This is a genomic window from Mesorhizobium sp. RCC_202 (assembly GCF_041355295.1).
In the GTDB taxonomy this organism is placed as follows: Bacteria; Pseudomonadota; Alphaproteobacteria; order Rhizobiales; family Rhizobiaceae; genus Mesorhizobium.
In genome coordinates this window covers 264,192-288,729 of sequence record NZ_JBFUPO010000008.1, presented here as the reverse complement: position 1 = coordinate 288,729, position 24,538 = coordinate 264,192, and the positions used below count along the sequence as shown (strand labels likewise).

The window sequence follows — 24,538 nt, the reverse complement described above, 5'->3', positions numbered from 1 at the left end:
CACTGCTGTTTTGTCAGCAGGGCAACACAACATTAGACAAGACATCAACTTTGCCGCGACTGGAGCTACACCAGTCGGTCGCAAACGGCTATCTATCGTCGCGGAATCATGCTTCGAGGTCATGAGAGGCGCGGCTTGCAACTGGACTTGAAAACCATTGAAGCTCTAGCCCCCGACCAGGCTTCGCTTGGCGCGGCCGCCAAGCTGACCAAGCGGTCGAACTGGCCCCGGCTCGAGACGAATGAGCAGCTGGGACTCCTCTGGGGCGAATGCCAGGGTTCGGGATCGAACCCCTATCGCGTGGCATTCGATCTCCGCGACCATGGCTACAAATGCACCTGCCCGTCGCGGAAATTTCCGTGCAAGCACATATTGGCGCTGGCCTGGATCGGCGCCACCGCGCCAACCAGCTTCGCCGACGTGGCCCAGACGCCGGAATGGGTGAATGACTGGCTCGGCCGGCGCCGCAAGCCGGGACAACAGCCGGCGCAAGCGGCCAATGCCGAAGGCAAAAGCATCGACGCGGCCGCCCAACCTGAGGAAAGCGCCCCGGTCGAAGACCCCGTGGCGGCCGAACGCCGCGAGGCGGCGCAGCGCAAGCGGGCCGAAGACACGCGAAGTTCGGTCCTGGCCGCGCTGGACGAGCTCGATCAATGGATTGCCGACCAGCTTCGGCTTGGTCTTGCCGGCTTCGTCGACGCCTGCAGCGAACGCTGCCGTCGCATTGCGGCGAGGCTTGTCGACCTGAAGGCCACGGCGCTGGCCGGGCGCATCGACGAACTGCCGGCGCGGCTGATGGCATTGCGCGGCGAAGAAAAGCCCGATGCCGCAATCCGTGAACTCGGTAAGCTGGTGTTGCTCGCCAAGGCCTGGCGCGCCGCGCCCGACGATGCCGAGCTGAAACGGCTGGTTTCGACGTCGGAAACCCGAGAGCAGGTGCTCGCCAATCCGGATGCCATCCAAATCGAAAGCGATTGGGAGGTTCTCGGCGAGAAGATCGAAACCCGCCGCGATGGTCTTGTCAGTCATGCCACCTGGCTGCTCGATCTGAAGAGCGCAGCGCCGCGTTTTGCCGTGCTGCTCGATTTCTTTCCGGCGTCCGCCGGCCGGCGATCGGGAGCTTTCGCGCCGGGTGATCGCTTTAAGGCGAGGCTGGTGTTTTACCCGTCCCGCAATCCGCTGCGGGCGCTGGTCGCCGAAAGGCTGGGCGACGTTTCGCCTGGAACATGGCCCGATTTCGCTTCGGGCGCTTCGGGCGATCCATTGACTTTCTACGCTACCTTCCAGGATGGCACGCCGTGGCTGTCGGATTGCCCGATCATCCTGCCGGCTGGCGCGATCGCGCTGGACGAAAGGGACAGTGCCTGGTGGCAGGCGGCCAGCGATCCGCATGGTATCGCTCTGCCTGTCGCAGGCACGGTCGACCGGACCTTGCTCGGTCTCGACCTTGCGGCCACGGCCGCGCTCTGGAACGGCGCCAGGCTCGAGCTGCTGGCCTCGCAGAGCAATATGGGGAGGCTCGATCTGTCATGAACGAGCCTGAGCAGGCAGGGCTGGCGCGGTTGCGCGACGGCTGGATTTCCGGTGGCGCGGTGTTTGAACTTGCTCCTGCCGAATGGAAAGATGTCGCCGCTGCGTCCAACCCCGACGAGCAAGAGCGACGGTTGCTGGCGATCGCCGCGCAGGCGCTGGATGTCGCGCTTCGTCCCGCCGCACCCAAGACGCTGAAGCGACGCCCGCAATTGCCGATGCTCGCCTTGCCGATGCTTCCGGATCGGTTGCGGCCGTTGCTGCGCGCCGCGCTCAAGCATGCCGTGGACGCAAGGCGCAAGGCTCTCGTCGTCAGGCTGGTGGCCAGCCGTGGCTTCGTCACCCATCCGATGGATTGGATGCCTGCGGCGTCGGACCAGAACGCGCCGGATGTCTACGCGCCCTGGCTCGACTGGCAGGCAAGTGCCGAACAGGAACGACCAGGCTCAGCCGACAAGCTCAATGCGGACAACTGGGCCGATTTCTATCCCGCCGCGCGGCGCCTGGCGCTGGCCGCGATGCGCTGCAGCGAGCCGGCAGCGGCTCGACAGCTGCTCGAGGCCAAGGCGCCAGCCGAATCGGCCGAAATCCGGCTGCCGCTGGTCGAGCTCATCCGCATCGGTCTCGGACCGGACGACGCGCCGTACCTGAAAAGCCTGGCAGCCGACCGGTCCGGCAAAATCCGTGAGCTGGCGGGCCGCATGCTGGCGATGCTGGGCGAACACGGCGAGGCCGGCGCGGACGTCCCCGTAGCCGAGCTCGCCGGCTTCATCGAGGAAGGCAAGGCAGGTTTCATCCGTCGCCGCACCACATTCGGCCCGGCGAAAACCAAATCGCATGCGCAGGAGCAGCGCCGCGCCGAGCTGTTCGAGCTCTGCAATCTGGTCGATTTGGCGGCCCGGTTCGGGGTGACCGAATCCGATTTCATAACCGGCTGGCAGTTCGGCGCCGACAACAATGCCGATATCTTTCTCTCGCGCATGGTTGCCGCTTCGGGCAGCGACGCCGCCGTCGCGCATATGGCCGACACATTGATCGCCGCCGGTGGCAAGGCGGCGCTCCTGGTGCTGCAGCTTGCGCCGCGCCTCGACACCGGACGCCAGCGCGTGCTTGTTCGCCAGATCGTCAAGGACGCGCAGTTTTCCGGCGCACTGAGCCAGGCGCAGGGCATCGAGGCCGGATGGCTCGGCTGGGATGATCTTTCCAACGGACGCTTCCTGGCAACCCTTCGCAACGGCATCGCCGCTAAGGAAGATGCGCCAAGGCGGGCCGCCGAGGACATCGTCGAGACGATCGGCTACCTGGTCACCGCGCCCGCGGCGGCAAAATTCATCGACGAGGTCGTCGCGGCCGGCCTGCCGCCGGCATCGCCATCGCTCGGCCTGCTGCGGCTCAACGCGGCGCTCACCGCAAACCCTTCCCAATCCGCCAGATGATCAATCCGGAGAAGATCGCATGAACGCAGCCATCCGCCTCCCGGCCGAAGAGGTCCATGCCGCCGAACTGCAGGCGCTCGCGCGCGGCGACGACCGCCAGAAGCCCGCCGGCTGGAGCCTGTCGCCGAAAGCCGTGCTGACCTACCTGATGGGCGGCAAGGCGAGCGACGGCACGGTGATTTCGCCGAAATATGTCGGCCGCCGTCAATTGATGGAAACCGCGGTAGCGACGCTCGCCACCGACCGGGCGCTGCTTCTGCTCGGCGTTCCCGGCACGGCGAAATCCTGGGTCTCGGAGCATCTCGCCGCCGCCATCATGGGCAACTCTACGCTGGTCGTGCAGTGCACCGCCGGCACCGACGAAAACCAGATCCGCTATGGCTGGAACTACGCCCAGCTGCTGGCCAGGGGCCCGAGCCAGGAGGCGCTGGTGCCGACGCCGCTCTACCGCGCCATGCAGGACGGCAAGCTCTGCCGCCTGGAAGAGCTGACGCGCATGGGCTCCGACGTGCAGGACACGCTGATCACCGTGCTGTCGGAAAAGATGATGCCGGTGCCGGAGCTGAACACGTCGATCTACGCGCAGCGCGGCTTCAACATCATCGCCACCGCCAACAACCGCGACAAGGGCGTCAACGAGCTCTCCTCGGCGCTGAAGCGGCGCTTCAATGTGGTCGTGCTGCCGCTGCCCGACGACATGGCGGAAGAGGTCTCTATCGTCTCCAGGCGCGTCGGCGAAATGGCCGGCGGCTTGGACCTGCCGGTGCCGAAGAATGTCGGCGAGGAGATCGCGCGCGTGCTTACCATCTTCCGCGAACTGCGCTCCGGCTCGACGGCGGACGGCAAGGTGACGCTGAAGACGCCGTCAGGCTCGTTGTCCACCGCCGAGGCGATCGCCACGATGGTCAGCGGCCTCAGCCAGGCGGCATGGTTTGACGGCGGCAAGCTCCATGCGGAAGGCCTGGCGCCGAGCCTTGTCGGCGCCATCGTCAAGGATCCGGTGCAGGACAAGGTGGTGCTGGAGGAATATCTCGAGACGGTGCTGAAGAAACGGCCGGACTATGCCGGCTATTACGCGGCGCTCAACGCGGCCATCTGACCGATGACGCAGGCCGGCATCAGCTATTTCGGCATTCGCCATCACGGGCCGGGCTCTGCCGAGAGCCTGGTCAAGGCGTTGCAGGACCTGCAGCCCGTTGCCGTGCTGATCGAAGGTCCGGTGGATGCCTCACCGCTGCTGCCGCTGCTTGCCAGCCCTCAGATGAAGCCGCCGGTGGCGCTGCTTTGCTATCCGGAGGACGACCCCGCCGCGACGAGCTTCTGGCCGTTCGCCGAGTTCTCGCCGGAATATCAGGCGGCGCTATGGGCTGTCGCCAACAAGGCGGCGCTGCGTTTTATCGATCTGCCGGCGGCGGCGCGACTGACGGAGAAGGCGCCTGAAGGATCGACCGACGCCGATGCGGCCAAAGCAGAGGGCGAGGAAGAACAGGGCGAAGACACGTCGCGCATCCGGGATCCGATCGGCACCTTGGCCCGCGCGGCCGGCTATGAGGACGGCGAAAGCTGGTGGTCCGACATTATCGAGCAGAATCCGGAGCCCGGCCCGATCTTCGCGGCCATCGCCGACGCGATGACGACGCTGCGCGACGGCGAGGGTGCGATCGGCAAATTCGAGGCGATGCGCGAGGCGCATATGCGGCTCGAGATCGCCGCGGCGCGCAAGGAATTCGACGGCCCTCTGGCTGTGGTCTGCGGCGCCTGGCACGTGCCGGCTTTGCAGGCGGCGCATACGCAGAAAAGCGACCAAGCGTTGCTCAAGGGCATCGGCCGGCGCAAGACCATGATGACCTTCGCGCCTTGGACGGGACCGCGCCTTGCGCTGGGCTACGGCTATGGCGCCGGCGTCGTCGCGCCCGGTTGGTGCAAGCATCTGTGGCAGACCCGCGGCCAGGATGATGCGTCCGTCCTGTGGCTGGCGCGCATCGCCTCGGTTCTCAGGGCCAAGGGCCACATGATCTCGACCGCATCGCTGATCGAAGCCGAGCGTCTGGCGCGGGCGCTTGCCGCCATTCGCGAACGGCCGAAGCCCGGTTTCGAGGAACTGCGCGACGCCTCGATCGCGGCGCTCTTCAACGGCGAGGCGCTGCTGTGGAAGATGGTCGAAGCCGAGCTGTTGCTCGGCGCCGATGTCGGCGAGATCCCGGCCGACACGCCGCTGGCGCCGCTGATCGATGATCTGCAGCGCAACCAGAAGGCGGCGCGGCTGAAGCCCGAAGCCCTGGAGCGGGAGCTTTCCATCGACCTGCGCAGCGACAGCGGGCTGTTCCGGTCGACGCTTCTGCATCGGCTCAACGTGCTTGGCGTCAATTGGGGCCGGCTGACGGATGTCGGGCGCAGCCGCGGCACGTTCCGTGAGCGCTGGATGCTGGCCTGGCAGCCGGAATATGCGGTTCGCCTGGTCGAGAACCTGGTCTATGGCCCGACCATCGAGAAGGCCGCCAATGGCCGCCTGATCCAGATGATCGGCGCTGCCGCGACCCTCGACGCCCTGGCCACGCTGGTGCAGAGCGCGATCACGGCCGCCTTGAGCGAGGCGTCCGCCGCCGGCCTCGCGGCACTTGAAGAAAAGGCCGCCCACAGCAGCGAGTGCCTGGAACTTCTGTCCTCGGTGCCGCCTTTGGCCGATATCATCCGGTACGGCGAAGCGCGCAAGACCGAAACGGAGCGCCTGGCCGGCTTGTTGGAACGGCTGATCGTCGAAGGCTCGATCGCGCTGCCTTACGCGGCACGCGACCTCGATACGCAGGCCGCCGCTGCGCTGATGAGCGCTCTGCGCAAGGCCGACGAAGCGATCAAGCTGGTCGAGCCGGGCGACGATGTTCTGGATGCCTGGCGCAACGGCCTGGCGGCCGTGCTTGATTCCTCGCGCTCGACGGCGCTCATCGCCGGCAGCAGTGCGCATCTGCTCTATGAGGCAGGGCGGCTTTCCGCGGAAGCCACGGCCGACCTTCTGGCAAGGCGCTTGTCGCCGGGAACGCCTGTCGCCGATGCTTCCGCCTTCTTCGAAGGCTTCTTCAGCGGCGCCGGGCAGCGGCTGATCTATGACGAAGGCCTGCGCGGCGCCGTCGATGCCTGGCTGGCGTCGCTCGACGAAGACGCTTTCGTCGCGCATCTGCCGCTGCTGCGCCGCGTCTTCTCCAATCTCGACAGCATGGAGCGCCGCCGCCTGATCGAGGCCGTTTTGGGCAAGCGGGCAAGCCTGCCTGCCGGGCTGGCGCCGGCGCCCGACGGTGGCGAGGCCTGGCGCCGGCATTTCGGCCTGCTTCGCGGCTTGATCACAGGGGAGCCAAGCCATGGCCGATGAAGCGACCGGGCCGGACCTCGATCCGACCGAGGACGCGCGCGAGCGCCGCTGGCGGCTGGCGATCGGCGCCGATGACGAGACGTCGCCGGCACTGTCGGCCGAAGACCGGAAACTGTCGGCGGCGCTCGACGCGCTCTATGGCGACGGCAGCGGCGACACCGCCGGCGATCCGCGCAAGCGGCGCGGCGGTCTTGGCCGCTCGGCGCCGCGCGTCGCGCAATGGATGGGCGACATCCGCTCCTTCTTCCCCGAGCAGGTCGTCCAGATCGTGCAGAAGGACGCCTTCGAGCGGCTGAACCTCAAGCAGATGCTGATGGAGCCGGAGTTCCTCAAGGCGATCGAAGCCGACGTCAATCTCGTCGCCGATCTGATCTCGCTGCGCTCGGCGATGCCGGACAAGACCAAGGACATCGCCCGCTCGATCATTTCCGACATTGTTGCCAAGCTGATGCAGCGCCTGGAGCAGAAGACCGCCGAGGCGATCCGTGGCGCGCTCGACCGTTCGCGGCGCACCAACCGGCCAAGGCAGCGCGACATCGACTGGCCGCGCACCATCACCGCCAACCTTCGCCATTACCAGCCGGAGCACAAGACCATCGTGCCGGAGAAGCTGGTCGGCTTCATGCGCCGCCAGCGCCGGCTTGTCGACCTCGACGAGGTGACGCTGTGCGTCGACCAGTCGGGCTCGATGGCAAGCTCGGTGATCTATGCCTCGATCTTCGCCGCGGTGATGGCGTCGCTGCCTGTGGTGCGCACAAAACTTGTCTGTTTCGACACCGCGATCGTCGACCTGACGGAAGAGCTCAGCGATCCGGTCGAGGTGCTGTTCGGCGTCCAGCTCGGTGGCGGCACCGACATCAATCAGGCGGTCGCCTATTGCGCCGAGCGCATCGAGCGACCGACCAAGGCGCATTTCGTGCTGATCACCGACCTCTACGAGGGAGGCAACGGCAAGCAGCTGCTGCAAAGGCTGGCGGCGCTCGTCCGCTCAGGCGTCAACGTCATTGTGCTCCTGGCTCTCACCGACCAGGGCCGTCCCGGCTACGATCCTTCGATGTCCAGTTCGGTCGCCGCATTGGGCATTCCGGTCTTTGCCTGCACCCCGGACCATTTTCCCGACATGATCGCGGCGGCGTTGCGCCGCGAGGACATCGGTGCCTGGGCGGCTGGCGCGGACATCAAGCTCATTCGCCCCCAGACCGAAGCGCCGGCAGCCGAATAGGGCAGTCGGAATCCCACGACCGGCCGAGCCGGTCGCGGGAATAGTCTTCAGCCGAATTTCGGGTCGAGGCTGCCCGACTTGTAGCGCTTGGCCATTTCCGAGACCGGCAGCGGCTTGATCTTCTGGGCGTTGCCGGCGGTGCCGAACTCCTCGAAGCGCTGCTTGCAGAGCTTACGCATCGCCGCCATCGCCGGCGTCAGATATTTGCGCGGATCGAACTCCGACGGGTTCTCGGTCAGCACCTTGCGGATCGCGCCGGTCAGCGCCATGCGGTTGTCGGTGTCGATGTTGATCTTGCGCACGCCATGCTTGATGCCGCGCTGAATCTCTTCCACCGGCACGCCCCAGGTCGGCTTCATCTGGCCGCCATATTTGTTGATGATCTCCTGCAACTCCTCCGGCACCGAGGATGAGCCGTGCATGACCAGATGCATGTTGGGCAGGCGGCGGTGGATTTCCTCGATCACGTTCATCGCCAGCACCGCGCCGTCCGGCTTGCGCGAGAATTTATAGGCGCCGTGGCTGGTGCCCATGGCCACCGCCAGCGCGTCGACATGCGTGTCCTTGACGAACTGCACAGCCTGTTCCGGGTCGGTCAGCAGCTGGTCATGGCTGATCGCGCCTTCGACGCCGTGGCCGTCTTCCTGTTCGCCACCGCCGCTTTCGAGCGAACCGAGCACGCCGATTTCGCCTTCCACCGAGACGCCGCCCCAATGCGCCATGTCGACGACGCGGCGCGTGATGCCGGAGTTATAAGCATAGTCGGCCGGCGACTTGCCGTCTTCCTTCAGCGAGCCGTCCATCATCACCGAGGTGAAGCCGTATTGGATCGCGGTGACGCAGGTCGCTTCGTTGTTGCCATGGTCGAGATGCATGCAGACCGGGATGTCGGGGTGGATCTCGACCAGCGCGTCGATCAGCTTGGCCAGCACCACGTCATTGGCATAGGCGCGCGCGCCGCGGCTGGCCTGCAGGATGACCGGCGACTTGGTCTCCTCGGCCGCCTCCATGATGGCGAGGCCTTGTTCCATGTTGTTCATGTTGAAGGCAGGCACGCCATAGCCCTGTTCCGCGGCATGGTCGAGCAATTGTCTCAGTGTGATGCGAGCCAACGAATAGTCTCCCGTATCTTGGTTCGAGCCTGTGTTTGAAAAGGCCGCCCGGGGGTCGGGCGGCCTCGTTGCTTCTGGCCGGATTTCCGCGCGGCCGCAACCTTTTGAAGCCTGTGTGGCCGCAATTCTTGTTGCAGGACTGAAATCCGGCCCCGTCGGGCTTAGGCCGCGATCAGCGCCCGCGCTGCCAGGATCTGGATGCAGGCGTTCGCCGCTTCCTTGCCCTTGACCGTAAAATGCTCGTGGAAAAAGCGGTGGTGCTCGGTGCTGTCGTGAAAATTGTGCGGCGTCAGCACCGCCGACAGCACCGGCACGCCGGTCGCAAGCTGCACGTTCATCATGCCGTCCAGCACGGCGCCTGCCACGAAGTCGTGGCGATAGATGCCGCCATTGACAACGAAGGCGGTGCCGAGGATCGCGGCGTAGCGGCCGGTCTCGGCAAGCGTCTTGGCGTGCAGCGGGATCTCGTAGGCGCCCGGCACGTCGAAGATCTCGACGTCAAAGCCGAGCGCGGCAAGGTCCGCCTCGAAGGCTTGCACGCACCGGTCGACGATATCGGCGTGCCATCGCGCGCGAATGACGGCGATGCGGCGGGTTTCATGGTTTCTTGGGGTATGCTGATTCATGGGTCCATCCTTCCGTTTCGAACCAGAATCAGGACGCACGACGCAAAAACCGGCCGGCGGGCGGACCGTTCGTTGCGATCGTTCTCTTCCATCCGGACTGTAACCGTCGGCTCTGGAATCACACCGGATCTGCTGACCCTCTCGTTGCCGAAAGGCGCTCGCGGGCTTGAGCCGAGGCTCTTACCGCCGGTGGGGACTTTCACCCCGCCCTGAGAACACTAACGCGGGTTTTATGGAAGGACGGGAAGGGGCTGTCAATCGGCGACTAGCCAATCTCCCCCCTCGTGGGGGAGATGCCCGGCAGGGCAGAGGGGGGCGCCAAGACTCGCGGCCCATCTCGTTCGTGGAGCCTGAAAATGACGAATAGTGGAGGGCCAATCCAAGTGCCGCTACGTCGGCGGGACAGCGCCCCCCTCTGTCCTGCCGGACAGCTCCCCCACAAGGGGGGAGATTGGCTAACCACGCTCCGGAAACATCGCCTTCAGTCCTTCGCGCGACGCCTTGGCCACGCCGCGCTCGGTGATCAATCCCGTCACCAGCCTTGCCGGCGTCACGTCGAACGCCGGATTTGCCGCAGGGGTCCCCTCGGGTGACACGCGCACCTGCGTGATCTTGCCGTCCGCGGTCTTGCCCCAGACCAAGGACACCTCGTCGCCGGAGCGCTCCTCGATCGGGATTTCGGCCAGCCCGTCCGCCACTGTCCAGTCGATGGTGGGCGAAGGCAGCGCGACATAGAACGGCACATCATTGTCGGCGGCGGCCAGCGCTTTCAGATAGGTGCCGATCTTGTTGCAGACATCGCCATTGGCGGTGGTGCGGTCGGTGCCGACGATCACCATGTCGATGTCGCCATGCTGCATCAGATGGCCGCCGGCATTGTCGACGATCAGCGTGTGCGGCACGCCATGGCCGGCCATCTCCCAGGCGGTCAGCTGGGCGCCCTGGTTGCGTGGCCTGGTCTCGTCGACATAGACATGGACCGGAATGCCGGCTTCGACGGCCAGATAAATCGGCGAGGTGGCAGTGCCGTAATCGACGGTTGCCAGCCAGCCGGCATTGCAATGGGTCAGGATATTGACCGGCTCGCCCGGCTGCTTGCGCGCGGCGATCTCTTTGATAATGGCAAGTCCGTTCTCGCCGATGGCGCGGTTCAACCCGACATCCTGGTCGGCGATTTCAGCGGCCCGCCCGTAGGCGGCCTCGGCGCGTTGCGCTGGTGCCAGCGGCTTCAGGAAGCGCCGCATCTCGTCCAGCGCCCAGCGCAGATTGATCGCCGTTGGCCGCGTCTTGTTGAGCGTTTCCCACACGGTATCGAGCGCCTCATCTGAAGCATCGACGGTCATCTGGATGGCGACGCCGTAGGCGGCGGTGACGCCGATCAGCGGCGCGCCGCGCACCCACATGTCGCGGATCGCGGTGGCGATGCCGCTGACCGTTGCGATCCTTTCGATGCGGAATTCATGCGGCAGCCAGCGCTGGTCGATGATCTCGACCGAACGCTTGTCATCACTCAGCCAAATGGTGCGGAAGTGGCGGTCGCCGACGTTCAAAGGCTCTTCTCCTGTTCGATCAGCGCGGCGAGGATGTTGACCTCGTCGATGCTGTGTATCCGGCGTCGGTTGACGGCGATGTGACGGCCGAAGCGCAGCGCCTTGGCCTCGCATGTGGCGCGCAGGTCCTCGTCGGCAATCGTCTCGAAGTCGGCATTGTGGGCGAGGCCGAGGATGCGCCGGTGCACCTCGATGCCGGCAAAGCCGAGCAGGTCGGTCCAGATGGAATGCAGCACATGGTCGAGCGCCTGCTCGACGCCGAGCAGGTCGCCCTGATCCTCGAACAAGCTTTTCTGGTAAAGCATGCCGGTGCGCTCGGTGCGCCACAAACGCGAGAACTCGGCGCGGAACACCGCCCAGGTCTCGTCGGTCACTTCTAGCAGATAGGCGCGCATCGAATCCCGGCTGCCGTTTTCCTCGTGGCCGCGCTGCGAGAAGAAAGACATCCAGAAATTGGCAAGCAGCATGCCGACATCGAAGGCCATCGGGCCATAGAAGGCGAATTCCGGATCGATCATCCTGGTCTCGGTGTCGGTGACCATGATCGAACCGGAATGCAGATCGCCATGCAGCAACGTCTCGGCATTGGCGGCGAACAAGTGCTTCAGCCGCTGCGCCTCGACCTTGAGGTCGCGGTCGGCACGCAATTCGGCGACAAGGCCGTCGAGCTGCGGCGAGGTATGCCGGTTCAGCTTGGCGTCGAAATAGGGGTCGGAAAACACCAGATCCTCGGTGATGCCGCAGAGCTCGACATTGTCGGCGAACAGAGCCAGATCGGCCTTGCGGTCCTTGGTCGGCATGGAGAGGTCCGAACCGAGGAACAGTGTGCGGGCCATGAACAGGCCGATATCCCTGGAGATGTTGGGCAACTGGCGCCCGTCGATCAGGGCGCGCCGCAGAATGATGTGTGGCGGCGCCAGATATTCCATGATGATCAACGCCTGGCTTTCATCGAAATAATAGATGGTCGGCACCGAGCCCGGCGCCCGGCGCTCCTGCCTGGTCAGCGCGTGGTATTCGAAGAAGGAGCGCTTCAGCGGCAGCGGCCAGCTGTCGCCGACCAGCCGAACATAGGGCAATGCCTGCTTGACCACCGCCGCGCCTTTGTCTCCCTCGACGATGAAGACGAGGTTCAAATTGCCGTCACCGACCTCGCGTACTTTCCACTGGCTGGCATCCCCGCCGATACGCTCGGTGAGTGCCGTGGTCTCGCCGAGGCGCTTCGGCAACGTCTCCACCGACAATGCTTCGAACTTTTCGGTCATTCTCTCCCCTCCTGCACGTGGTTCCCGACGATAGCGGAGCCACGGCGGCGGGGCCAAGCTAGGAAGCGATCTGGCAAATGTCAATCGTGTTGACAATTGCCGAGCGAGCCCATAGCGTCACGGTCAGGGAGGAACGAATGGGCGCAGATGCCGTGTTCCGTGTGGAGGGCTTGAGGAAATCCTTTGGCCAGAACGAGGTGCTTGGCGGCATCTCGCTCGATCTCTTTGCGGGCGAGGTAATCGTGCTGATGGGCGCCAATGGTGCCGGCAAGTCCACCCTGGTCAAGATTGTCAGCGGGGTCTACGACCGTGGCGCGGGCGCCATGCAACTCGCCGGCAAGACGTTCGACCCGCAGACGCCCGCCGAAGCGATCCGCGCCGGCGTCGTCACCGTGCATCAGAACATCAATGACGGCGTGGTCGCCGACCTCGACGTCGCCACCAACCTGACCTTGGACAGGCTGAGCGGCAAGGGCGCGTCGCTGCTGTTCAAGCCGCGCACTATCCGCGCCGAGGCGAAAGCCGTCGCCGACCGCATGGGATTGACGCTCGATCTCAAGGCGCGCGTTGCCGACCTTGCGCTTGCCGACCGCCAGATGGTCGCCATCGCCCGCGCCATGGCGCATCAGCCCAAGGTGCTGATCCTCGACGAGCCGACTTCCTCGCTGTCGAGCGCCGAGGCCGATCGGCTGTTTGCGCTGATCGATCGGCTGCGCGGGCAGGGCGTCGCCATCCTCTACATCTCGCACCGCATGTCCGACATAAGGCGGCTGGCCGACCGCATCGTCTCGATGCGCGACGGCATCGTCTCCGGCGTCTTCGATCAAAAGCCGCTCGACTATGAAGGCGCGGTCAACGCCATGCTCGGCCGCAAGATCCATCTCGACCAGGTGGTGGCGAGACACTCGGTGCGCCCGGTCTTCACCGCCGAAGGCCTGCGCATCGCGCCGGGCGCCAAGCCGATCTCGATGACGCTCGGCACTGGCGAGGTGGTGGCCATCACCGGCCTTGTCGGCGTCGGCAAGACGGCCTTGGCCGAGACGTTGTTCGGCGTGCGCAGGTCGCTCGCCGGCGCCATGCATATGGACGGCAAGCCTTATGCGCCGGGGTCGGCGCGCGAGGCGATCGCCGCGGGCGTCTTCCTCGTCGCCAAGGATCGCGCTGAGAGCGGCATCGTCGGCGACTTCAACATCGAGCGCAACATCAGCCTGCCGTTCCTGAAACGCATGTCGAGCTTCAGTGTCATGAAAAAGCGTGCCGAGCGCGCCGTCGCGCGCCGCCAGATCGACGAGCTCGGCATCGTCTGCCGCTCGGAGAAGGACGAGCTGTCGGCGCTCTCCGGCGGCAATCAGCAGAAGGTGATGGTGGCGCGCTGGATGGCGCAGGCCTCGCGCCTGTTCATCCTCGACGAGCCATTCCAGGGCGTCGACATCTCGGCCCGCCGCGACATCGCCACTAAGCTGAGGGCAAGCGCCGATGGCCGTGCGACGCTGATCTTCGTCACCGAGATCGACGAGGCGTTGGAGACCGCCGACCGCATCCTGGTGATGTCCGAACACACGATCGTCGGCGAGCACAGGAATGCCGATATCGACCTCGACCGGCTGCTGGCCGAAGTGGCCGGCGGGCCGCTGAACAGCGCGGCGTGAGGTCCATTGCATGTCGCCTAAAAGTGCGCAGCGGTTTTGGGCAAACGACATGCATCAAACAAAGAATTGCATGTCGCCTAAAAGTGCGCAGCGGTTTTGGGAAAACGACATGCATCAGACAAAGAATTGCATGTCGCTTAAAAGTGCGCAGCGGTTTTGGGAAAACGACATGCATCAAACAAAGAATTGCATGGAGTGGAATGGAATGAGCTTTGCCTGGACAGCCGCGCGGTGGAGCGCTGAATGACCGCGCGCGACTACGCCATTCGCTACGGCTTCATCGTCCTGCTGGTCGGGCTGATCGCCTATTTCGCTCTCTCCGCCGACGGTTTCGTCTCGCCGCAGAGCGCGGTTTTCATCTTCCAGTCGGTGGCGATCACCGGCGTGCTGGCGCTTGGCGTCACTGCGACGCTTGTCGTCGGCGGCTTCGATCTGTCGATCGGCTCGGTCGCCACGAGCGCCATGATGGCGGCGTCCTATGCCATGGTGGTGCTGGAGCAGAACACCGTCGTTGCCGTCATCGCCTGCCTCGTCATCGGCGTCATCGTCGGCCTGATCAATGGCTGGCTGATCGTCTATATGCGCGTGCCCGATTTGCTCGCCACCCTCGGCATGATGTTCCTGCTGCTCGGCCTGCAGCGCATCCCGACCGAAGGCCGCTCGATCGCCACCGGCATGACGATGCCCGACGGCTCGGTCGCCAACGGTAAATTCTCGGACGCCTTCCTGGCGCTTGGCCGCCACCGCTTCGACTTCTTCATTCCGAACCTGATCCCGGTCTCGGTCGTGGTGCTGGTCGTGCTCGCGGTGCTGATCTGGTTCTTCCTCGAATACACTCGCTTCGGCCGCATGATGTATGCCGTCGGCTCCAACGAGCGCGCCGCCGAACTCGCCGGCGCGCCTGTCAAGGCATACAAAATCTGGGCCTACGTCATTTCGGGAGTTTTTGCCTCGATCGGCGGCATTTTGCTCGCCGCCCGACTTGGACGCGGCGACATCGCCTCGGGTAATAATCTCCTGCTCGACGCGGTCGCGGCGGCGCTCATCGGCTATGCGGTGCTCGGCGCCGCCAAGCCCAACGCCTTCGGCACGGCCGTCGGCGCGGTGTTCGTCGGCGTGTTGCTGCAGGGCCTGACGATGATGAACGCCCCTTACTACACGCAGGATTTCGTCAAGGGCGCGGTTCTCGTCGTCGCCCTTGTCTTCACCTTCGCCCTTTCCGGCAGGGGCAAGAGGTAGGTTCGACCGGGGTTTTGAGAAAGAAAATGGAGGAAAAATTGAGCATCACAAGAAGACTTTTGGGGAAGGCGGCACTTGGCCTCGCGGGCGCGGCGCTGCTGATGCAGGGCAGTGCCCTTGCGGCGGACAAGCCGGCGCCGTTTGACAAGCCGGGCGTCAAGATCGCGCTCGTGCGCTATCTGTCGACGGGCGACTTCTTCCAGGCCTATCTGTCGGGCGTCGAGGCGCAGTCGAAGGCGCTTGGCATCGACCTGCGCGTGTTGGACAGCCGCCAGGACGCCGCGCTCCAGGCCGACATGGTCGACCAGGCCATCGCGCTCGGCGTGCAAGGCATCATCATCCAGCACGGCCTGACGGAATCGATGAAGGACGCCGCTCAGCGCGCGGTCGACGCCGGCATCAAGGTTGTCGCCTTCGACGTCAACGTCGAAAACCCGAAGATCCCGCAGATCGAGCAGTCGGACAAAGACCTTGCCCGCCTGGCGCTCGAACAGGCGGTCAAGGACAATGGCGAAAGCTGGAACGCCGGCTATGTCTATGTCGCCGGCATCGCGCCGCTCGACCGCCGCAACGAGACCTGGGTCGACGTGAAGAAGAAATACGCCGGCATCAAGGAGGTCGCGCAGTTCGGCACGCTCGACAACCCGATCGCCAACTCCGTCGCCAACCAGGCGCGCTCGGTGCTGCAGGCGCATCCCGACATCAAGGTGATGTTCGCGCCCTATGACGAGTTCGCCAAGGGCGTGAAAATCGCCGTCGACGAAGCCGGGCTGAACAAGGGCATCAAGATCTACTCTGCCGACATCTCGACCTCGGACATCGCCGCCATGCGCGAGCCCGACAGCGCCTGGGCCGCGACCGCCGCCACCAACCCGGCCGTCGTCGGCCAGGTCTCGGTGCGCGCGCTGGCGCAGCTGCTTGCCGGTGAAGACCCCGGCCACAACGTCATCGTGCCGCCGACGCTGATCACCCAGAAGGAGCTGATCGACAAGGACATCAAGAACATGGAAGACCTGTCGGCCAAGCTGCCGCAGTTCGCCCACGCCGATGTCGCCATGCCGGCCTGGATGCCGAACCCGAACGCCAAGTAAGTTCGGGCAAATTGAACAAGGAAAGAGCGGCTTTCGGGCCGCTCTTTCTGTTTGGATGACCGCCAATCGTTCGCCCTATCGCTGCCAGAAAGGCAGCTTGGCGATCTCTTCCTCGACCTGCCATCTGGTCAACCCGATATCGTCGATCAAATGCGGATTGTCGGTCGCCATGCGCTTCAGATCGAAGCGGAAGCGGGCCTGCTTGCGGCGCGCCGCGAGAAGGCTGAGCAAGGCCGCCAGACTGTAGCGCCGAGGCCTTGTGCGAATGGCCGGCCGTACCGCGAGCCCCTGGCAAGGCAAAAGGGTATCGTTCATGGCAACCTCCATGCAATTTGGGCTCGAAGGCCCGTGACTTGAATGAGGCTGCATTCTGCCGCATGCCGGCGGTGGCGTAATTAAGCCTTCCCAAATAGTTCTCAAAACTTCCAAATCGGCTATAGATCGCCGCATGCAGGGATCGCGCTTTGCCTTCGGACCGTTCGTGCTTGATCCGGGCGCGGGAACGCTGCTACGCGGCGATGTGCCCATTGCCGCCGGACATCGCGGCCTGAAGCTGCTGGAGGCTCTCGTCGCGCGCCCGGGCGAGATCCTGGCCAAGGCCGAGCTGATGGACGCGGCGTGGCCGGGCACCGCCGTCGAGGAAGGCAACCTCACCGTACAGATTGCGCAATTGCGCAAGCTGCTCGGGCCGGCGACCGACGGCGGCGAGTGGATCGCCACGGTGCCGCGCGTCGGCTACCGCTTCACCGGCGCCATCGAACAGCTCGACGCCAAGCGGAAGCCCTTGCCGCTGCCCGACAAGCCGTCGATTGCCGTGCTGCCCTTCATCAATCTGAGCAACGATCCCGACCAGGAGTCTTTCGCCGACGGCCTGACCGAAGACCTGATCACCGACCTCTCCCGGATACCGGGCCTGTTCGTCATCGCGCGCAATTCGGTCTTTGCCTACAAGGGCAAGCCCATGGATGTGCGTGAGATCGCGCAGGACCTTGGCGTGCGCTATCTGCTGGAAGGCAGCGCCCGGCGCGCCGCAGGACGCGTGCGCATCAACGCGCAGCTGATCGATGCGCTGAGCGGTGAGCATCTGTGGGCCGAACGTTTCGACCGCAGCCTGGAAGACATCTTCGCCGTCCAGGACGAGGCGACGGCCAAGATCGTCGAGGCATTGCTTGGCCGGCTGCGCGCGCCGCCGGCGCGCAATCGGCCGAAGAACCTCGAGGCCTATGATCTCGTCGTGCGAGCACGCAGTCTGTTCGATGAATCGCCGCAGATGGCGCGCGAAGCCCATCTGATGCTGACGCGCGCGATCTCGCTCGATCCCGACTATGCCGAGGCCTATCGCTGGCTCGCCATGAACCACTGGATGGGCTGGGTGCATTGGGGCGAGCCGATCGAACCTGCCCGCAGCACCGCCCTGGAACTGGCGCGCAAGGCCGTTGCGATCGACCCCAACGATGCCGGCTGCGTCTGGGTGCTGGCCAACCTGCTCGCCTATGAGCGCGATTTCGAACAGTCTGAGGTTGAATTCGCCAAGGCGATCGAACTCGATCCCAACGAGGCCGATATCTGGGCGACATTGTCCGACATCGTCGTCCTGTCCGGAAAGGTCGAGGAGGGTCTCGAACACATCCGCAAGGCGTTCCGGCTGAACCCGTTTCCGCCGAGCTGGTACTATCTGACGCTCGGCCAGGCCCAATATGCGGCACGCGCCTACGAGGCCGCCGTCGAGACGCTGCGGCGCGACGAGACCTATCGCACAAGCTCACGCCGCTTCCTGGCGGCAAGTCTTGCCCAGCTCGGCCGCCTCGACGAGGCGCGCACCGAGGTCGCATTGTTCCTGGTCGGCAATCCGCATTTCTCCACGCAGCGCTGGGTCGAGACCGAGCCGTTCCGCGACGAGGCGACGTTGGAGCATTTCGTCGACGGCTTCCGCAAGGCTGGTCTGCCGGAGTGATCACCGGTTGGCGCGGGCCAGTCCATGCGCGACCAGACGGTCGATGACCTCCGGATAACTGACGCCGCTTGCCGCCATCGCCTTGGCGTACATGCTGATGTTGGTGAAGCCGGGAATGGTGTTGAGCTCGTTGATCAGGAAAGTCATGTCCGGCATCAGGAAAAAGTCGACGCGGGCCATGCCGTCGCAGCCGAGCGCCCGGAACGCTTTTGCCGCCGTGGCGCGCATGGCTTCCTCGACCTCCGGCGGCAGCTCCGCCGGCACGATCAGCGCGGCGCCATTTTCGCCGATGTATTTGGCGTTGTAATTGTAGAAGCCGTGGCTTTCCGCCGGCACGATCTCGCCCGGACGCGAGACGAAGAGTTCGCCCGTCGGGCTCTCCAACACGCTGTATTCGATCTCGCGGCCACGAACGAATTCCTCCGCCAACAGCTTGCGGTCGTGCTGGAAGGCTTCCGCCAGCGCTCGATCGAATTCCTGGCTGCCATTGACCTTTGCGACACCCACCGACGAGCCCTGCCGCGCCGGCTTGATAAACACCGGCAGGCCGAGCTGGTCTTCCAGATCGGTGAGCGAAGGAGCCGAACCTTCATCGATCGTCACCGAGCGCGCGACAGGCACGCCGGCCGCCTTCAGCAGCCGCTTGGCGATGTCCTTGTCGAGCGCCGCGGCGGAGCCCAGTATGCCGCAGCCGGCGTGCGGTATGCGCGCCACCTCGGCCAGCCCCTGCACCGCGCCGTCTTCGCCATGCAGGCCATGCAGCACCGGAAACAGGATATCGAGGCGAGGCAGGTCGTGGGCTGCGCCGCTGGCGGGGATCGCCAGCATCCGTCCATGCCCGCCAGGCACCAGGCAGAGCTGCGTGCCAGCCGATGGTGTCGCCAGCGAACCATCCTCGAAGCGGCTGAGCAGCCATTGGCCTTCGCGGGTAACGAAGATTGGAACGGCGTCGTATTTCGCCGGCTCCAGCGCGGCCATGACGTTGGTCGCCGAAAGCAGCGACACCTCATGCTCGGCGGAGCGCCCGCCGAACAGCACGCCGATACGCAGTCTCTTTGCGGGCATTGAGAAACTCCACCAATGATCAGGGTTGGAGCTCGCATGCGAAACGCCAGACATCCCCTTCAACCGCCCCAGTAGTAAGCGAAGGATTGAAGTGGGACTTTGACCGGTTGACGCAGTTTTTCAGCAGAAGCGCGAAGGCTTTCCATCTGGAATCGCGTCAACACGAGGAGCGGTTCGTCCGTTTATGAAACGACGAACCGCTCCAGCCTCTGCTTCTACATCCTCAGCGCAACGCCGCCGCGATGTTGCCGCCGTCCACTGTTGTGACATCCGCAGTGGTGCGCTCGGCGAGTGCCTGGTGCAGGAAGGCCTGCGCCACGTCGTCGGCCGTCACTTCCTGTCCAAGCAGATTGCCGGACATATATTCCTTCTCCGACACGCCGCGCGCGCCCGAACGGCTGGCGATCATCGCATCGGTCAAAAGGCCCGAGCGGATGCGGTCGGCATTGACCGCGTTGGAGCGAATGCCGTAGGCGCCGTAGTCGAGCGCATATTGCCTGGACAGGAACAATGTCGCGGCTTTCGGAATGCCATAGGCACCGAATTTCGGGCCGGGATTGATGGCCTGCTTCGAGGTGTTGAACAGAAGCACGCCGCCGGTGCCTTGTTGCAGCATGATCCGCACCGCGTTCTGCGCCGCCGATTGATGGGCGAAGAAGTTGAGCTCGAAGCTCTTGCGCAGCGTGGCGTCGTCCAGCTCGCCGATGCTGCCTTCCCAGGCCGCACCCGCATTCGAGACCAGGATGTCGACGCCGCCATAGACCGCCACCGCCTTGTCGAAGGCGGCGCGCATCTCGGCCGGGTTGGTGATGTCGGCGCCGACGCCGATCGAATTGTTGCCGGCGGCCTTTGCCGCCTCCGCCGCCTTGGCCGGATCGAGGTCGACGAGCACGGCATGCGCGCCATTGGCGGCGAACAGCTTGCCGGTCGCAGCGCCGATGGCGCCGGCGCCGCCGGTGATCAGCACCACCTGGCCGGTCAGCGGCTTCGGCTTATTGGAGGCGAGCTTGGCCTGCTCCAACGACCAGTATTCGAGCGGGAAGAGATCGGCCTTGGACAGCGGATGGAAATGGCCGACGGCCTCGGCGCCGCGCACCGCCTCGATCCACATCTCGCCGACATCCGAAGCGATTTTCGCGTCCTTCAACGTGCGGCCATGGCCGAACATGCCGAGACCCGGCACCAGCGTCAGGCGCGGCATCGGGTCGAGCATGGTGCGCTTGACGTCGTCCAGCGCATCGTTGGTCTCGAAATAGGCGCGGTAGTCGTTGGCGAAAGCCTCGACATGGCTCTTGATGACGGCCTTGTAGTCGCCGAGCGTGTCGGCATCCGGCGCCGGCACCGCCATCGGCCCGGTCTTGATGCGGATCGACAGGTCGGGCGTCGATACACCGCGCCCGGCATAGTCGGCGATCTTGGCCGAATTGATGAAATCGACGATCGCGTCCGAAGTGCGGAAGTCGCTGATCATGCGGTCGAAGCGGCCTTCGCCGCGCGCCACGGCCACTGCGCCACGCAGCGTCGGCGCGATGTCGCTCGGCCTGGCGAGCTTTGCCGGCAGCGCTGCCTTGGCTGCCTGCGGCTTGCCGTTCTTCGCGACGTAGTCCTCGGCCACATTCACATAATGGATCATGCGGTCATAGGCCCGCCTGGCATCGTCGCCAAAGGTGAAGATGCCATGCTTGTCGAGGATCAGGCCTTCGACGCTCGGATCGGCGTCGAAGACTTCCGCGGCGACCTTGGCGAGATCGAAGCCCGGCTTGATGTATGGCACGTAGCCCATCTTGGTGCCGAACACGGTCTCGATCAGCGGCTTCGAGTCTTCCTGGTCGACGATGGCGAGGATCGCCGTCGAATGCGTGTGGTCGATGAAACGGTGCGGCAGGAAGGCGTGCAGCAGCGTTTCGACCGACGGGTTGGGGGAGGCGGGGTCGATCAGGTTGGAGCGCTGCAGCGCCACCATGTCCTCGTCGGCAAGTGTGCCCAGCGTGCGGGCTTTCAAGAGCGCGCCCATCTTCACCGCCGGCAGGCCTTGCGGCTCGATGACGGCCATGTCCCAGCCGCTGCCTTTGACGCACAGCACATCCCATTCGTCGCCGAGGAGATCTGTGGCCTTGGTCTTGACGGACGTGTTGCCGCCGCCATGCAGCACCAGGCGCGGCTCGCCGCCGAGCAGGCGGGTTGTATAGACGCGCAGCGCAAGGTCGCGGCCAACGCCTTTCCTGGCATAGTCGGCAACCATCTTTTCAGCGTCGGCGTCATTCCAAAGGTTCTGCATGTCGTTTCAGTCCGTTTCCGTCTTTTTGCTCATGAACAGAAAGCCCGACGCTTTGATGACAGAAGCGGCGAGGGGTGTTCTAGGATGCTTTTTTGCCGGCTTCGCCCGCGTGCTCGAGCAGGCGCTCGGCCATATGCGCACCGACCACCAGATGCGTGCAGAGCCCGCCGGCGATCGCCGCCAGCAACGGCTCGAACTTGGTGTCTTCCTGTACCACCATCAGCCGCTTATCGATGGCGCGCAGTGAGGCGAGCTCGGCCGAGATGACGCGCCGGTTGTAGCTGCAATCGAGCACCTCGCCTTTGGCATCGATGATCTGCCCGGCGATCACGCCGGCAGCACCCTGGCTTCGCAGTGCTTCCATCTCGGACGCCGATAGCGCGCCGCATTTCACCAGATGGCTGTCGGCATCGACTGCGCCGACTGAATAGAGCGCCAGGTCGCAGTCGGCGACGCCGGCCAGCTGATCGCGGATCACCGGCTCGGCGCGCAACCCTTGCGCCAGGGCTTCCGTCGACAGCACCAGTGGGGCATAGAAATTCAGGCCCTTGGCGTTCAGCCGCCGCGCGATCTCCATCGTGCACTGGTCGGGTCGGTAGGAGTAGGGCGCGCCGAGATTGCCGCAGAGCTGCACCACGGTGACGTCCTGCAGGTCGGCATAGGACATGATGTCGGCGATGGTGTAGACGGTGCGGCCCCAGGCGACGCCGATACGGTCGCCCTTCTTCACCAGCTCCAGGAACACGCTCGCCGCCAGCACCGCGATGTCGGTCGAAGGATCGGCGAGATAGGCGTTCTCCGGCGCGATCCAGACGGCGTCGAGCTTGAAGGCATCCTCCAGCCGGCGAGCCATGACGTCGTCGGTGAAGAGCTGCGTCGAGGTCGAGATGTTGACGATGCCGGTCTCGCGCGCCTTGCGCAGATACATGGCGACCGAAGCGCGGGAAATGTTGAGCTGGCTAGCCACTTCGTCCTGGCGCAGGCCATGGGCATAGTACAGCCAGGCGGCCTTGTGGATGAGCTGTTCTGCCGGTCTGATCGCCATGCCGCCTCCTCGGCTGACATTAGTCACGGCTCTCGACAAAAGTCAAATTCGGCGCGGCCGGTCGCCGTCACCTGCCAATATGGCCCCGCCCGGATCGCCATTCTACCGGAACGGCGCATCATAGCATTTTCGGCCGTTCCAGGGGGATAGCGTGGCAGCGTGCCTAAGGTTAGAAAGCTCGAAAAGAACTTGGGGAGAACGGGATGGCCAATCCCTACGAACAGGATCTCGACAAGAACGCCGCCAACCATCAGCCGCTGACGCCGCTGACCTATCTGCAGCGCGCGGCAAAAACCTATCCCGATCATGTCGCCATCATCCATGGTAACCAGCGCGTCACCTATCGCGACTTCTGGCGCCGCTCGCTGAAGCTCGCCTCGGCGCTTTCCAGGCGCGGCATCGGCAAGGGCGATACGGTGACGGTGATGCTGTCGAACACGCCGCCGATGCTGGAAGCGCATTTCGGCGTGCCGATGACCAAGGCGGTGCTGCATTCGCTCAACACCCGCCTCGACGCCGCGGTCATCGCCTTCCAGGTCGACCATGCCGAGACCAAGGTGCTGATCGTCGACCGCGAATTCTCGGGCGTGGTCAGGGAGGCGCTGGCTCTGGCCAAGGTCAGGCCGTTGGTCATCGACTATGATGACCCGGACTACGCGGCCGATGCGCCCTATCCGAAGGGCGAGCGGATCGGTTCGCTCGACTATGAGGATTTTCTCGCCGGCGGCGACGTGGCTTTCGCCTGGTCGATGCCCGACGACGAGTGGGACGCCATCTCGCTGAACTATACCTCCGGCACGACGGGTAATCCGAAGGGCGTCGTCTATCATCATCGTGGCGCGGCGCTGATGGCCTACACCAACACCATCCATGCCGGCATGGCCAAGCATGCGGTTTATCTGTGGTCGCTGCCGATGTTCCACTGCAATGGCTGGTGCTTCCCGTGGACGCTTGCCGTGCAGGCCGGCACGCATGTCTGCCTGCGCTGGGTGCGGCCAAAGCCGATGTATGACGCCATCGCCGATCATGGCGTCACCCATCTGTGCGGCGCGCCGATCGTCATGTCGGTGCTGATCAACGCCAAGGACGAGGACAAGCGCGAATTTCCGCAGACTGTCAGCTTCAACACGGCCGCGGCACCCCCGCCGGAAGCCGTGCTGTCCGGCATGGCCGATGCCGGCTTCGCCGTCACCCATCTCTACGGCCTGACCGAAACCTATGGCCCGGCCGTTGTCAACGAATGGCACAAGGCGTGGGACGCGCTGGAGAAGGGGCCAAGGACGGCCAAGAAAGCGCGCCAGGGCGTGCGTTACGCCGCGCTTGAGGGCCTGACGGTGATGGACCCTCAGACGATGGCCGAAACGCCCGCCGATGGCGAGACCATCGGCGAGGTCATGTTTCGCGGCAACATCGTCATGAAAGGCTATCTGAAGAACCGCAAGGCAACCGACGAAGCCTTCGCCGGCGGCTGGTTCCATTCCGGCGATCTCGGCGTCATGCACCCTGACGGCTACATCCAGCTCAAGGACCGCTCCAAGGACATCATCATCTCTGGCGGCGAGAACATCTCCTCCATCGAGGTCGAGGACGCGCTCTACAAACATCCTGCCGTGGCGTCCTGCGGTGTCGTTGCCAAGGCCGACGACAAATGGGGCGAGGTGCCGGTTGCCTATGTCGAGTTGAAACCCGGCAGAACCGCGACCGAGGGCGAGATCATCGAGCATTGCCGTGGATTGCTGGCACGCTTCAAGGTGCCGAAGACGGTGGTATTTGCCGAGATACCGAAGACGTCGACGGGGAAGATCCAGAAGTTCCGGCTGCGGGAAATGGCGAAGGGGGCGTAGCGGACGTTGTGTTCCTTCGCATTTGACCTCGACAATTTGCCGCGGACCTTCGGATTTCGTCATCCTAGGTTGGAGCAGTCGCGAAGCGACGTCGCGGAAACCCTAGGATCCATTCCGTGACCTGGCGGCCGTGCTCCAGCGGTTGAGAATATCCGGCCGCGCACCGCAGGCGTCAATCACCGTAACGTCTTGATCCGTTTTCGTTTTTCGATCGACGTCACGGAATGGATCCTCGGGTCTGCGCGCGTCGCTTCGCTCCTTGCTTCGC

18 protein-coding genes and 1 riboswitch are annotated in these 24,538 nt (G+C 64.6%); of the genes, 10 read left to right on the top strand and 8 right to left on the bottom strand.

The features are described from left to right. Positions 1-147: 147 nt before the first annotated feature. From AB6802_RS20140 to AB6802_RS20120, 5 genes are read left to right on the top strand one after another with little or no spacing between them, the layout of a single operon-like run. A complete protein-coding gene (locus tag AB6802_RS20140; RefSeq protein ID WP_371011923.1) occupies positions 148-1,533 on the top strand; it encodes an SWIM zinc finger domain-containing protein in 1,386 nt (461 codons plus the stop codon). Further along, positions 1,530-2,966 carry a DUF5691 domain-containing protein gene (locus tag AB6802_RS20135; protein WP_371011922.1) on the top strand — a complete coding sequence of 479 codons (1,437 nt, stop codon included), beginning with the start codon at positions 1,530-1,532 and terminating at the stop codon, positions 2,964-2,966. The genes AB6802_RS20140 and AB6802_RS20135 overlap by 4 nt, the downstream gene beginning before the upstream one ends. A 19-nt stretch (positions 2,967-2,985) precedes the next feature. Continuing rightward, a complete protein-coding gene (locus AB6802_RS20130) occupies positions 2,986-4,065 on the top strand; it encodes an AAA family ATPase (protein WP_371011921.1) in 1,080 nt (359 codons plus the stop codon). A gap of 3 nt (positions 4,066-4,068) precedes the next feature. Further along, the gene (locus AB6802_RS20125) at positions 4,069-6,330 is read left to right on the top strand and encodes a DUF5682 family protein (protein WP_371011920.1); all 2,262 of its coding nucleotides are present in this window, start codon (positions 4,069-4,071) and stop codon (positions 6,328-6,330) included. Further along, positions 6,320-7,552 carry a VWA domain-containing protein gene (locus AB6802_RS20120; protein WP_371011919.1) on the top strand — a complete coding sequence of 411 codons (1,233 nt, stop codon included), beginning with the start codon at positions 6,320-6,322 and terminating at the stop codon, positions 7,550-7,552. The genes AB6802_RS20125 and AB6802_RS20120 overlap by 11 nt, the downstream gene beginning before the upstream one ends. 47 nt (positions 7,553-7,599) lie before the next feature. On the opposite strand, the gene fba is transcribed toward AB6802_RS20120, so the two are convergent. From fba to mtnK, 4 genes are all read right to left on the bottom strand, one after another. Then, on the bottom strand, positions 7,600-8,664 hold the full coding sequence (fba, locus tag AB6802_RS20115) for a class II fructose-bisphosphate aldolase (RefSeq protein ID WP_371011918.1): 1,065 nt from the start codon (positions 8,662-8,664) through the stop codon (positions 7,600-7,602). 161 nt (positions 8,665-8,825) lie between these two features. Next, positions 8,826-9,290: a 6,7-dimethyl-8-ribityllumazine synthase gene (locus AB6802_RS20110; protein ID WP_371011917.1), complete on the bottom strand. Its 465-nt coding sequence runs from the start codon at positions 9,288-9,290 to the stop codon at positions 8,826-8,828. Positions 9,291-9,366: 76 nt separating this feature from the next. Then, positions 9,367-9,511, bottom strand: a riboswitch (FMN riboswitch). 234 nt (positions 9,512-9,745) lie between these two features. Continuing rightward, positions 9,746-10,840 carry an S-methyl-5-thioribose-1-phosphate isomerase gene (gene mtnA, locus AB6802_RS20105; RefSeq protein ID WP_371011916.1) on the bottom strand — a complete coding sequence of 365 codons (1,095 nt, stop codon included), beginning with the start codon at positions 10,838-10,840 and terminating at the stop codon, positions 9,746-9,748. Next, positions 10,837-12,105: an S-methyl-5-thioribose kinase gene (gene mtnK, locus AB6802_RS20100; RefSeq protein ID WP_371011915.1), complete on the bottom strand. Its 1,269-nt coding sequence runs from the start codon at positions 12,103-12,105 to the stop codon at positions 10,837-10,839. Before mtnK ends, mtnA begins: the two co-directional genes overlap by 4 nt. A 137-nt stretch (positions 12,106-12,242) precedes the next feature. Here mtnK and AB6802_RS20095 point away from each other — a divergent pair, with 137 nt between their 5' ends. From AB6802_RS20095 to AB6802_RS20085, 3 genes are all read left to right on the top strand, one after another. Then, entirely contained in the window at positions 12,243-13,754 is a 1,512-nt protein-coding gene (locus AB6802_RS20095; protein ID WP_371011914.1) for a sugar ABC transporter ATP-binding protein, read from the top strand. A 243-nt stretch (positions 13,755-13,997) separates the two neighbouring features. Beyond that, on the top strand, positions 13,998-14,993 hold the full coding sequence (locus tag AB6802_RS20090; RefSeq protein WP_371011913.1) for an ABC transporter permease: 996 nt from the start codon (positions 13,998-14,000) through the stop codon (positions 14,991-14,993). A 38-nt stretch (positions 14,994-15,031) separates the two neighbouring features. Continuing rightward, a complete protein-coding gene (locus tag AB6802_RS20085; protein ID WP_371011912.1) occupies positions 15,032-16,084 on the top strand; it encodes a substrate-binding domain-containing protein in 1,053 nt (350 codons plus the stop codon). 75 nt (positions 16,085-16,159) lie between these two features. Here AB6802_RS20085 and AB6802_RS20080 read toward each other — a convergent pair whose 3' ends face one another. Then, the gene (locus AB6802_RS20080) at positions 16,160-16,399 is read right to left on the bottom strand and encodes a DUF1127 domain-containing protein (RefSeq protein ID WP_371011911.1); all 240 of its coding nucleotides are present in this window, start codon (positions 16,397-16,399) and stop codon (positions 16,160-16,162) included. 133 nt (positions 16,400-16,532) lie between these two features. On the opposite strand from AB6802_RS20080, the gene AB6802_RS20075 reads away from it, so the two are divergent. Further along, positions 16,533-18,038 (top strand): winged helix-turn-helix domain-containing tetratricopeptide repeat protein, encoded by a 1,506-nt coding sequence (locus tag AB6802_RS20075; RefSeq protein WP_371011910.1) that lies wholly within the window; start codon positions 16,533-16,535, stop codon positions 18,036-18,038. Here AB6802_RS20075 and AB6802_RS20070 read toward each other — a convergent pair whose 3' ends face one another. The 3 genes from AB6802_RS20070 to AB6802_RS20060 all read right to left on the bottom strand — a co-directional run bounded on the left by AB6802_RS20070 (position 18,039) and on the right by AB6802_RS20060 (position 22,426). Next, complete coding sequence (locus tag AB6802_RS20070; protein WP_371011909.1) at positions 18,039-19,103, bottom strand: D-alanine--D-alanine ligase family protein; 1,065 nt, start codon at positions 19,101-19,103, stop codon at positions 18,039-18,041. Positions 19,104-19,326: 223 nt separating this feature from the next. Continuing rightward, complete coding sequence (locus tag AB6802_RS20065; protein WP_371011908.1) at positions 19,327-21,381, bottom strand: bifunctional aldolase/short-chain dehydrogenase; 2,055 nt, start codon at positions 21,379-21,381, stop codon at positions 19,327-19,329. 79 nt (positions 21,382-21,460) lie between these two features. Further along, positions 21,461-22,426 carry a sugar-binding transcriptional regulator gene (locus AB6802_RS20060; RefSeq protein ID WP_371011907.1) on the bottom strand — a complete coding sequence of 322 codons (966 nt, stop codon included), beginning with the start codon at positions 22,424-22,426 and terminating at the stop codon, positions 21,461-21,463. 203 nt (positions 22,427-22,629) lie between these two features. Between AB6802_RS20060 and AB6802_RS20055 the strand changes: the two genes are divergently transcribed. Beyond that, a complete protein-coding gene (locus AB6802_RS20055) occupies positions 22,630-24,270 on the top strand; it encodes an acyl-CoA synthetase (RefSeq protein ID WP_371011906.1) in 1,641 nt (546 codons plus the stop codon). The last annotated feature ends 268 nt before the right edge of the window (positions 24,271-24,538 follow it).

Coding starts and splice junctions, on each gene's coding strand:
- AB6802_RS20120 (WP_371011919.1), top strand. CDS start 6,320: ATGGCCGATGAAGCGACCGGGCCGGACCTCGATCCGACCGAGGACGCG.
- AB6802_RS20125 (WP_371011920.1), top strand. CDS start 4,069: ATGACGCAGGCCGGCATCAGCTATTTCGGCATTCGCCATCACGGGCCG.
- AB6802_RS20070 (WP_371011909.1), bottom strand. CDS start 19,103: ATGCCCGCAAAGAGACTGCGTATCGGCGTGCTGTTCGGCGGGCGCTCC.
- AB6802_RS20075 (WP_371011910.1), top strand. CDS start 16,533: ATGCAGGGATCGCGCTTTGCCTTCGGACCGTTCGTGCTTGATCCGGGC.
- AB6802_RS20110 (WP_371011917.1), bottom strand. CDS start 9,290: ATGAATCAGCATACCCCAAGAAACCATGAAACCCGCCGCATCGCCGTC.
- AB6802_RS20060 (WP_371011907.1), bottom strand. CDS start 22,426: ATGGCGATCAGACCGGCAGAACAGCTCATCCACAAGGCCGCCTGGCTG.
- AB6802_RS20055 (WP_371011906.1), top strand. CDS start 22,630: ATGGCCAATCCCTACGAACAGGATCTCGACAAGAACGCCGCCAACCAT.
- AB6802_RS20095 (WP_371011914.1), top strand. CDS start 12,243: ATGGGCGCAGATGCCGTGTTCCGTGTGGAGGGCTTGAGGAAATCCTTT.
- AB6802_RS20130 (WP_371011921.1), top strand. CDS start 2,986: ATGAACGCAGCCATCCGCCTCCCGGCCGAAGAGGTCCATGCCGCCGAA.
- AB6802_RS20090 (WP_371011913.1), top strand. CDS start 13,998: ATGACCGCGCGCGACTACGCCATTCGCTACGGCTTCATCGTCCTGCTG.
- AB6802_RS20080 (WP_371011911.1), bottom strand. CDS start 16,399: ATGAACGATACCCTTTTGCCTTGCCAGGGGCTCGCGGTACGGCCGGCC.
- mtnK (WP_371011915.1), bottom strand. CDS start 12,105: ATGACCGAAAAGTTCGAAGCATTGTCGGTGGAGACGTTGCCGAAGCGC.
- AB6802_RS20135 (WP_371011922.1), top strand. CDS start 1,530: ATGAACGAGCCTGAGCAGGCAGGGCTGGCGCGGTTGCGCGACGGCTGG.
- AB6802_RS20065 (WP_371011908.1), bottom strand. CDS start 21,381: ATGCAGAACCTTTGGAATGACGCCGACGCTGAAAAGATGGTTGCCGAC.